A 9,179-nucleotide genomic window follows, 5' to 3' on the forward strand; every position below is an offset into this window, starting at 1 on the left:
TCGCCGGCGAGGCGAGCAGGAGTCCGCGGCGGCCCGGTGCGTGAGGCCGAGCGCCGAGCGCCGAGCGCCTCGGCGACGCGGTCGGGTACATGAACTCGACGCCGCGCTTGCGAGGTTGCGCGTTGCGGGTGTGTGCGCCTGCCGTCCGGGCGTACCGGTGGCCCCAGTTCATGGGCGGGCGTTCCGCAAGGCGAGCGCAGCGACATGGCGCTGCCCCCGGGCGAAGCTCTGCGGGAGGGTGGGCACAACCCATCCACCGGCCCGCACCCGCACAACGAGGGCCCTCACTCCGGTGTCTGCCGGGAAACCAGCGCCGTCAACCCGTAGTCCAGTTCCGAGCCGTCCACGAGCAGCGCCTCCACCGTGCGCGTCACGGGGTCGATGTCCGCGACGATGCCGTGCCCCGCGTACCGCGGGTAGCCGGACGAGCCCGTCTCACCGGTGGTCTCGACCACCGCCGAGCGCACCGCACTGTCCTCCACCGTCGCGCCGGCGCGGTCCTCGACGTGCTCGGGCACCAGCAGGATCTCGAAGCGCCGCGGAACTGTCCTCATGCCATGACGCTAGCCATGCACCGCCCGCCACGCATGTGCAGATCGACGCATCACACCGACGCCGGTCAGCCCGCCTTGTCCGGGTCGACTCGTCAGGTCGTCAGGCGCGAGTCGGCCCGACAGCCCGCTCGTCACCCCGGTCCGACACCCCGGCCGCCCGTCACCCCGCCTCGTCAGGTCGACTCGCGCCTGACGACCTGCGCCCCCATCAGGTCGTGCCGCTCGGACGCCCCGCCCGGATCCCGGACCACGCGGTCCACAAGCTCGGCCAGATACTGCCCGGTCACCATGTCGATCCGCACGGTGCTGAGCCTCGGCCGCAGCAGCCGCCCCAGCAGCAGGTCATCCGCACCGATCACCGCGGCCTCGTCCGGGATGCCGATCCCGGCGTCCTGGAGGGCCCGCATCAGCAGCATGGCGTACTCGTCGTTGTACGCGTACACGGCGTCCACACCGAGGTCCCGCCACCGCGCGGCGAGCGCATCCGCGGCGTCCTCGTCGTACGCGAGCGGGATCGCCTCCACGGTCGCACCCGCCGGCTCCGCGGTCTCGCGCACCCCGGCCAGCCTGGGCTCGGAGAAGAGCTCGAGCCCCGGCTCCACCGGCATGACCACACCGACCCGCCGGTGCCCGCACTCCAGCAGATGCTCCGCGGCCCGGGCGCCGACCTCACGCTGGTCCATGACCAGGGAGTGCGCACCCTCGACCGGCTGCGGGCCGAGCGTTATCACCGCCTTCGCGCCGGAGCGCTTGAGCACCTCGACCCCCTGCGGAGTGAGCGCGATCTCGCCGAGCGAGAGCACCGCGACGGGCCGCAGCTCCGCCCACGCGCGGGCCGCCGTGTCGCCGTCGAGGCCCAGGCTGCCGTACTGCACGACGGTGTAGTCGAGGCGCCGCAGTGCCCACTGGAGTTCGTTGATGAAACGGCTGTAGAGCGGACCGACCGGTACGTGCGCGGTGGGCAGGAGGACCATCCGGGTGTGTCCGGCCCGCAGACTGCGCGCCGCCGCGTGCGGCACATAGCCCAGCTCCTCCGCGGCCTCGCGGACCCGTCGGCGGGTCGGCTCACTGATCCTTACCGCTGAGGTGTTGTTCAGCACGTACGAGACGGTGGCCCGGGAGACTCCGGCCAGCCGGGCGACATCGGCACTGGTCGGTACGGAACGTTCTGCTGGCTGTCTGGGTGTCTGGCTCATCGCCCTCGGCATCCTTCCAGACCAATCCTGTTCAGGGTCTGGCGGTTGGCCTGAATTGAATGCTACGCAGTGGTTACACGAGCCATTGACACGTGCAATCGTCGCGCAACCAGGGCAACCACGCGGTGCACGCCGCAGTCCCGGCCGCCTACGGTGCCGGGAACGCCGCGCGGAACGCCCCCAGCGTGCTCCCGCCCGGCGTGCGGTCCAGCACCGCGAAGACGATCTCGTCGAAATGCCCGGAGAACCGGCCACCGCCCGTGAGCAGGGCCTTGAACGCGCCGGCGACCTGCACCGGGTCGTTGCGGAACACCCCGCAGCCCCAGGCGCCCAGCACCAGCCGCCGGTAGCCGGTCGCGGCCGCCGTCTCCAGCACCCGTTCGGCCCGGGACGCGAGCGCGGCCGGTATCCGGGCGGCCTCCCCCGGCGTACGGCTGGTGATCACGCCCGCGTTCGGTGCGGGTGAGGTGAGAAAGCCGGCCGTGTACGGCGCGTCGAGCAGTCCTCCGCGGTCGTCCCGGAAGACCGGGACGCCGGGCGAGTGGATCACCCGGTCGGTGTAGAAGGGGCTGCGTTCGGCCCGGTGGTGATCGTAGAAGTCCGGGACGCTCAGCAGCGTGGTGTAGAGCGCGGAGGACCGGCAGAGCGCCTCCTCCTGGGCCTGTGCGCCGTTCAGATAGCCGCCTCCCGGATTCCGCGCGGAGGCGAAGTTCAGCACGGCGACAGGCCCGCCGGCCTGGGCCGTCATGCGGCGGGCGGCTTCCAGGCTGCTCTCGCCGGTGACCTCGCATACGCTGGAACGGTCCGTGTCGGGGACAACCGGCACGGGCCCGGGTCCGTACATCCGTGTCCCCTCGACCGCGGCGGACAGTTCCCCGCCGATCGTCACCATGTGGCCGCCCGGCGCCCGGTAGCGACCTGCGTCGACGATCTCCTGGGTCTGTTTCGCGATCCCCCGCAAGCGTGCGCTCATACCCGGAATCCTCAGTGACCGAGCCTCACCACGGCAAACGGATTACGGACCGCTGACGCCCGGCGGGGGCACTCTTGTGCGAACCATCGGCGGTGGCTTTAGGTGGACGGAGCGCTTCGACAGAGGAGTCGACCATGCCAGCACCCGACTTCGGGGACAGCGGCCCGCCGCTCACCGAGGACGACGCCGAAGACCTGCTTCGATGTATCTGCTTCAAGACGGGCCCACCCCGCACTGTCGGGGTCGAACTGGAATGGCTCGTTCACGAACTGCACGTTCCGCAACGGTCCGTCGCGCCGACCACGCTCGACCGGGCCTACGCCGGACTGAGGGATCTGCCCCTCGGCTCGGCGCTCACGTTCGAACCCGGTGGCCAGCTGGAGCTCAGCTCCCCGCCCGCCGCGTCGCTGATGGAGTGCATCGACTCCACCGCGGCGGATCTGGCCCTCGTCCGGACCGCGCTACGCGGGTCCGGCCTCACTCTGACCGGTTTCGGCCACGATCCCTGGCATCCCCCGCGACGGCTGCTGCGCCGACCGCGCTATGACGCCCTGGAGGCCTGGCTCGATCGCACCGGGCCCGCCGGGCGCTCGATGATGTGCTCGTCCGCTTCCGTACAGGTGTGTCTGGACGCGGGATTCGAGGAGCCCGGGCCGCTGGGGCTCGGCAGACGCTGGCAGCTGGCGCATCTGCTGGGTGCGGTGCTGGTGGCCGCCTTCGCCAATTCCCCACAGGGCGCCGGTCGGCCCACCGGCTGGCGCTCCACCCGGCAGGCGCTGTGGGCGGATCTGGACCCGGTACGGGCGCTCGCGCCGGACCCGGGAGCAGCGCCTCGGGAAGCGTGGGCCGCTCATGTGCTGGACACGCCGGTCATGTGCATCAGGACGCCCGAAGGGCCGTGGACGGTGCCGGAGCGGCTGACGTTCCGGGAATGGATACGGTCCGGCGCGCCGCGGCCGCCCAGCCGCGCGGATCTCGAGTACCACACCACGACGCTGTTCCCGCCCGTGCGGCCGCGCGGACATCTCGAACTGCGCATGATCGACGCGCAGCCCGGCGAGGACGGCTGGATGGTTCCGCTCGCGGTGACGACGGCGCTGTTCGACGACCCGGAGGCCTCGGAGACCGCGTACCGCACGGTCAAGCCGCTCGCCGAGACGGCGGGCGCGCTGCCCGCGCCGCGCAATCCGCTCTGGACCCATGCCGCCAGGGACGCACTCACCGACCCCGAACTGCACAGCGCCGCCGTCACCTGCTTCGCCGTCGCGCTGGAGGCTCTGCCCCGGCTGGGAGCCTCCACCGCCGTCCAGGACGCGGTCGCGGCGTTCCACGACCGCTACGTCCTGCCGGGCCGATGTCCGGCCGACGACTTCTCGCTCCGCAGCAAGGAGATCCACTCATGAACGAGTCCCTGGTGGCGTCCGACGACGTGCTCAGGAAGCGCGCCCTGGAGGCGCTGACCTCGGCCCGGGCCCGTACCACGGTGCTCACGACATGCGTCGACGACCATGAACTGACCGCCCAGCACTCTCCGTTGATGTCGCCGCTCGTCTGGGATCTGGCGCACATAGGCAACCAGGAGGAGCAGTGGCTGCTGCGGGCCGTCGCCGGGCGTGAGGCGATACGCCCCGAGATCGATTCGGTCTACGACGCCTTCGAGCATCCCCGCGCCGAACGGCCCTCGTTGCCGCTGCTCTCCCCCGCCGAGTCGCGGACGTACGCGTCCGACGTACGCGGCCGGGTGCTCGACATCCTCGACTCCGCGCCGCTGCACGGCAACCGGCTGACGGACGCGGCCTTCGCCTTCGGGATGATCGCGCAGCACGAGCAGCAGCACGACGAGACCATGCTGATCACCCATCAGCTCCGGAAGGGACCGGCCGCGCTCGACGCACCGGAACCGCCGAGCGGCAGCACGCTCGGGCTTCCGGCCGAAGTGCTGGTTCCGGCGGGCCCCTTCACGATGGGCACCTCCGCCGAGCCGTGGGCGCTGGACAACGAACGGCCCGCGCACCAACGCCAGGTCCCCGCGTTCTTCATCGACACCACGCCCGTCACCAACGGCGCCTTCCAGGCCTTCATCGCGGACGGCGGGTATGCGGACGAGTGCTGGTGGGCGACGGAGGGCTGGGACCAGATCCACAAGCACGGCATCGGCGCGCCGCTGTTCTGGCGCCGCGAGGGCGACCAGTGGCTGCGTCGCCGGTTCGGGGTCACCGAAGTGGTTCCCGAGGACGAGCCCGTGCTGCACATCAGCTGGTACGAGGCCGACGCGTACGCCCGCTGGGCCGGGCGGCGGCTGCCCACGGAGACCGAGTGGGAGAAGGCAGCCCGCCACGATCCCGTCTCCGGGCGCTCCCGGCGCTACCCGTGGGGCGACGAGGGCCCGTCCCCGGACCGCGCCAACCTGGGCCAGCGCCATCTGCGTCCCGCACCGGCAGGGGCCTACCCGGACGGTGCGTCGCCGCTCGGGATCCGGCAGCTGATCGGCGACGTCTGGGAGTGGACGTCGAGCGACTTCCTGCCCTACCCCGGCTTCGCGGCGTTCCCGTACCGCGAGTACTCGGAAGTGTTCTTCGGCCCCGGCCACAAGGTGCTGCGCGGCGGTTCGTTCGCCGTGGACCCGGTGGCGTGCCGTGGCACGTTCCGCAACTGGGATCTACCGGTGCGCCGGCAGATCTTCTCCGGGTTCCGTACCGCCAGGGACGCGTGATGTGCCGTCACATCGCTTTTCTGGGCCCTCGGACGGCGCTGGGTGAGCTGCTGGTGCGGCCGCCGCACGCGCTGCTGCGGCAGTCCTGGGCGCCGCGCCGGCAGCGGTACGGGACGGTGAACGCGGACGGCTTCGGGGTGGGCTGGTACGCGGAGGGTGACCCGGTCCCGGCCCGCTACCGCCGGTCCGGGCCCGTCTGGGGCGACCAGTCCTTCGCGGACCTGGCCCGCGTGGTCCGCAGCGAGGCGCTGCTGGCCGCCGTCCGGGACGCGACCGAGGCGGGCGCGGACGGGGAGGCGGCCGCCGCGCCGTTCGCCGCCGGGCCCTGGCTGTTCAGTCACAACGGTGCCGTCAGGGGCTGGCCGGGCTCGGCCGCGCCCCTCGCCGCCGCGCTGCCCGCCGCCGAGCTGCTGTCGATGGAGGCGCGGTGCGATTCCGCGCTGGTGTGGGCAATGGTGCTGCACCGGCTGCGGGACGGTGACGAACTGGGCCAGGCGCTGGCCGAGACCGTCCTGGAAGTGGCGGCGGCCGCGCCGGGATCGCGGCTGAATCTGCTGCTCACCGACGGTACGACGATCACCGCGACCGCCTGGGGGGACACGCTCTGGTATCTCTCCGGGCCCGGCCGCAGGACGGTCGTGGCGTCGGAGCCGTACGACGACGATCCCCTCTGGTGCGAGGTGCCCGACCGGACACTGCTCGCGGCAACCCGCACCGATGTACTACTGACCCCGCTCAAGGAGCCATCTGCGTGAGCCCGTTCCAGCTGACCCGCACCCTGCCCGAGGACGCCATGGGCGCCGCGTTGCGCGCCGATGTGCTGCGCGGGCTGAACCGTACCCCCAAGGAGCTGCCTCCCAAGTGGTTCTACGACGCTCGCGGAAGTGAGCTCTTCGAGGAGATCACCCGGCTGCCCGAGTACTACCCGACCCGCGCCGAGCGGGAGATCCTCCTCTCACGCGCGCGGGAGATCGCGGCGGCGACCGGTGCCCGTACCCTGGTCGAGCTGGGTTCCGGCTCGTCGGAGAAGACCCGCCATCTGCTGGACGCGCTCACGGACCTGCACAGTTATGTGCCGGTGGACGTCAGCGAGAGCGCCCTGGCCGGGGCCGCCGAGTCACTACTGGCCGAGCGGCCCGGGCTCCAGGTCCATGCTCTGATCGCCGACTTCACGCATCAACTGGCCCTGCCCACGACGCCGGGGCCGCGGCTCGTCGCGTTCCTCGGCGGCACGATCGGCAATCTGCTGCCGGCCGAGCGCGAGGTGTTCCTGCGGTCCGTGCGGGCGATGCTCGCGCCCGGCGACGCGCTGCTGCTCGGCACGGACCTGGTGAAGGACGAGGAGGTGCTCGTGGCGGCGTACGACGACGCGGCCGGTGTCACCGCCGAGTTCAACAAGAACGTGCTGACCGTGATGGACCGGGAGCTGGGGGCGGACTTCCGCCCGGACGACTTCGACCACGTGGCGGTGTGGAACGCGCAGGAGGAGTGGATCGAGATGCGCCTGCGAGCCCGAGAGGCGCTGAACGTGAAGATCCGCGAGCTGGATCTGGTGGTGCCGTTCGAGGCGGGTGAGGAGATCCGTACGGAGGTGTCGGCGAAGTTCCGTCAGGAAGGCGTGCGCTCCGAGCTGGCGGATGCCGGGATGAAGCTGGTCGAGTGGTGGACGGATACGGAGGGCAGATTCGCGCTGTCCCTGTCGACCGCGGTCTGAGCCTGAGCGGGGATCCCGGGAAGGCGTTTGCGGTGCGGGGCGTGGGCGTCGTGGCCGGCAGCGGCCCCGGTGACCGCGCTCTGCGCCGCGCGGGCCAGTGAGCGGCGGTCGGTGTGGGCACCCGCGGGGATCGGGGGCAGGATCCTGATCTCCGCGGTGAGCCCGCCGGCCGTCGCGACCCGCCACAGGGAGGCGGCCAGCGGATCCTCGCCGACGAACGCGGCGGCGCCGACGGGCCCGTACGTGATGCGTACGGGCTGTACGGTTGCGCCCGCGTCGATCGCCGCCTGGAACGCGGCGTGCCGGAAGCGTCCGCTCGCGCGGCCGCACCACGTGGACCCCTCGGGGAACACGATCACCCGTGCCCCGGCCCTGAGCGCGTCGGCCATGGTCCCGACGACCCCGGGCAGAGCCCGCAGCCGGTCCCGGTCCACGAACATCGTCCCGCCGAACCCGGCGAGCGGCCCGAGGACGGGCCACTGCCGCACCTCGCGCTTGGCGAGCATCCGTCCGGGCATGACCGCGGCCACGAGGGGGATGTCCAGCCAGGAGATGTGGTTGGGGACGACGAGTGTGCCGGGCAGCCCGCGCCGCGGGTGCTGCTCGTCCTGAGCGGGCCCTGAACCCGGCGTGAAGCCGGTCCCCGCCTCAGGGCCGGTCCCCGCCTCGGGGCCCACGATGCGTATCCGCACGCCGAAGGACCGCATCACCGCGCGGCACCACAGACTGACCAGCCGGGCACGGCGGCCCGAGCCGAGCAGGATCACCAGCGGGGACAGGACGACGCCGGCGAGGACCGCAGACGTGCCCGCGATCAGGCGGACGACCGCCGTGAGGCGGCCGACCATGGGCCACTGGGTGGTCGCACAGTCGGCCGGAGTGCAGGGTGCGGTGGGAAGCCAGACGCTCATTTCACCGGGGCCAGCGAGAGGAAGTGGCGGAGGTAGCGGGGGTTGGTGCGGCGCAGCGACAGCAGGACGTACAGGTCGGCGACGCCGAAGTCCGGGTCGTGGGCGGGCGCGCCGCACACCCAGGCGCCGAGGCGGAGGTAGCCGCGCAGCAGCGGGGGAAGCTCGGTGCGTCCGGCGGGGCGGTCGATGCCGTCGGCGCTCCAGAGCTTGTGCGGGGTGACCCAGTACTCCTGGGGCGCGAGGTGCTTGGCCTTGACCGTGTCCCAGGTCGCGGCGGCGAGGGTGCCACCGTCGGCGAGGGGGATCGAACAGCAGCCGGCCAGCCAGGTGTGGCCGGTGCGGGTCATGTAGCGGGCGAGGCCGGCCCAGATGAGGGCGATGACGGCGCCGTTGCGGTGGGCGGGGTGGACGCAGGAGCGGCCGACCTCGACCAGGTCGTCGCGGATGGGCGCGAGCCGGGCCAGGTCGAACTCGGTCTCGGAGTAGAGCCGCCCCGCGATCTTGGCGCGCTCGGGCGGCAGCACCCGGTAGGTGCCGACGACCTCGCCGGTGTCCTCGTGCCGCACCAGGATGTGGTCGCAGTACGCGTCGAACGCGTCGATGTCGAGGCCGGGCTCGGGCCCCTCCAGGCGGGCGCCCATCTCGCCGGCGAACACCTGGTGGCGCAGCCGCTGCGCGGCCCGTACGTCATCCTGGTCGCGGGCGAGGGACACCACGTACTTGGGCTCCGGCTCCGCGGACAGGAGTGGGGCCTGGACGACGGCTGGCGTTGCGGGCATGACGGTCTCCTCTGCCGGACGGTGAGGCCGGATCGCGCCTGTGGCGGTCCGGCTCCTAACTAATTCCGTGACCGGCTGGATTCGACATGACGGTGATGCGGAGTGCGGATGTGCGCCGTCTGAATGCCGGGCAACCGCGCTCGCCCCGGGCTCGTGCGTGACGGCTGGACGAGTAAGTCCTGTCTCCCGCCGTCCGCCCGGAGGGCGGGCTTCGCGGCGTCCGGTGCGTGCAGATGCAAGGCGCAGGGTCGTCCTCGTACTGGGCGCACTTGGACGATCCCGACAACGCGGCGTGGGGGCACCTCCCGTGCCCGAAGGGCTACGGGGGAGTGCGTGCCG

General features: G+C 72.2%; 9 protein-coding genes. 4 read left to right on the forward strand and 5 right to left on the reverse strand.

Annotation, left to right across the window (positions count from 1 at the left end; genetic code table 11):
* Positions 1 to 284: 284 nt before the first annotated feature.
* From ACWGI8_RS32560 to ACWGI8_RS32570, 3 genes are all read right to left on the reverse strand, one after another.
* Entirely contained in the window at positions 285 to 554 is a 270-nt protein-coding gene (locus tag ACWGI8_RS32560) for a hypothetical protein (protein WP_453666426.1), read from the reverse strand.
* Between the two features lie 173 nt (positions 555 to 727).
* Positions 728 to 1,750 (reverse strand): LacI family DNA-binding transcriptional regulator, encoded by a 1,023-nt coding sequence (locus tag ACWGI8_RS32565; RefSeq protein ID WP_453666428.1) that lies wholly within the window; start codon positions 1,748 to 1,750, stop codon positions 728 to 730.
* Between the two features lie 148 nt (positions 1,751 to 1,898).
* The gene (locus ACWGI8_RS32570) at positions 1,899 to 2,723 is read right to left on the reverse strand and encodes a TIGR02452 family protein (RefSeq protein WP_453666430.1); all 825 of its coding nucleotides are present in this window, start codon (positions 2,721 to 2,723) and stop codon (positions 1,899 to 1,901) included.
* A 134-nt stretch (positions 2,724 to 2,857) separates the two neighbouring features.
* Here ACWGI8_RS32570 and egtA point away from each other — a divergent pair, with 134 nt between their 5' ends.
* Genes egtA through egtD form a run of 4 tightly spaced genes read left to right on the forward strand, consistent with a single transcriptional unit; the run spans position 2,858 to position 7,150 of the window.
* Positions 2,858 to 4,126, forward strand: a complete 1,269-nt coding sequence (egtA, locus tag ACWGI8_RS32575; RefSeq protein ID WP_453666432.1) for an ergothioneine biosynthesis glutamate--cysteine ligase EgtA — start codon at positions 2,858 to 2,860, stop codon at positions 4,124 to 4,126.
* The gene (gene egtB, locus ACWGI8_RS32580; protein WP_453666434.1) at positions 4,123 to 5,436 is read left to right on the forward strand and encodes an ergothioneine biosynthesis protein EgtB; all 1,314 of its coding nucleotides are present in this window, start codon (positions 4,123 to 4,125) and stop codon (positions 5,434 to 5,436) included. The genes egtA and egtB overlap by 4 nt, the downstream gene beginning before the upstream one ends.
* Positions 5,436 to 6,191: an ergothioneine biosynthesis protein EgtC gene (egtC, locus tag ACWGI8_RS32585; protein ID WP_453666436.1), complete on the forward strand. Its 756-nt coding sequence runs from the start codon at positions 5,436 to 5,438 to the stop codon at positions 6,189 to 6,191. The genes egtB and egtC overlap by 1 nt, the downstream gene beginning before the upstream one ends.
* Entirely contained in the window at positions 6,188 to 7,150 is a 963-nt protein-coding gene (gene egtD / locus ACWGI8_RS32590) for an L-histidine N(alpha)-methyltransferase (RefSeq protein WP_453666438.1), read from the forward strand. The genes egtC and egtD overlap by 4 nt, the downstream gene beginning before the upstream one ends.
* Here egtD and ACWGI8_RS32595 read toward each other — a convergent pair.
* Together ACWGI8_RS32595 and ACWGI8_RS32600 are read right to left on the reverse strand one after the other, a co-directional pair.
* Positions 7,045 to 8,061 carry a lysophospholipid acyltransferase family protein gene (locus ACWGI8_RS32595; RefSeq protein WP_453666440.1) on the reverse strand — a complete coding sequence of 339 codons (1,017 nt, stop codon included), beginning with the start codon at positions 8,059 to 8,061 and terminating at the stop codon, positions 7,045 to 7,047. The genes egtD and ACWGI8_RS32595 overlap by 106 nt on opposite strands.
* Complete coding sequence (locus tag ACWGI8_RS32600; RefSeq protein ID WP_453666442.1) at positions 8,058 to 8,840, reverse strand: GNAT family N-acetyltransferase; 783 nt, start codon at positions 8,838 to 8,840, stop codon at positions 8,058 to 8,060. Before ACWGI8_RS32600 ends, ACWGI8_RS32595 begins: the two co-directional genes overlap by 4 nt.
* Between the last annotated feature and the right edge of the window lie 339 nt (positions 8,841 to 9,179).

It is taken from the genome of Streptomyces sp. NPDC054841, assembly GCF_053611045.1.

Bases quoted from the DNA above. Each gene is read 5' to 3' on its own strand.
- egtC (WP_453666436.1), top strand. From the start codon at position 5,436: ATGTGCCGTCACATCGCTTTTCTGGGCCCTCGGACGGCGCTGGGTGAG.
- egtA (WP_453666432.1), top strand. From the start codon at position 2,858: ATGCCAGCACCCGACTTCGGGGACAGCGGCCCGCCGCTCACCGAGGAC.
- ACWGI8_RS32595 (WP_453666440.1), bottom strand. From the start codon at position 8,061: ATGAGCGTCTGGCTTCCCACCGCACCCTGCACTCCGGCCGACTGTGCG.
- ACWGI8_RS32600 (WP_453666442.1), bottom strand. From the start codon at position 8,840: ATGCCCGCAACGCCAGCCGTCGTCCAGGCCCCACTCCTGTCCGCGGAG.
- ACWGI8_RS32565 (WP_453666428.1), bottom strand. From the start codon at position 1,750: ATGAGCCAGACACCCAGACAGCCAGCAGAACGTTCCGTACCGACCAGT.
- egtB (WP_453666434.1), top strand. From the start codon at position 4,123: ATGAACGAGTCCCTGGTGGCGTCCGACGACGTGCTCAGGAAGCGCGCC.
- ACWGI8_RS32560 (WP_453666426.1), bottom strand. From the start codon at position 554: ATGAGGACAGTTCCGCGGCGCTTCGAGATCCTGCTGGTGCCCGAGCAC.
- ACWGI8_RS32570 (WP_453666430.1), bottom strand. From the start codon at position 2,723: ATGAGCGCACGCTTGCGGGGGATCGCGAAACAGACCCAGGAGATCGTC.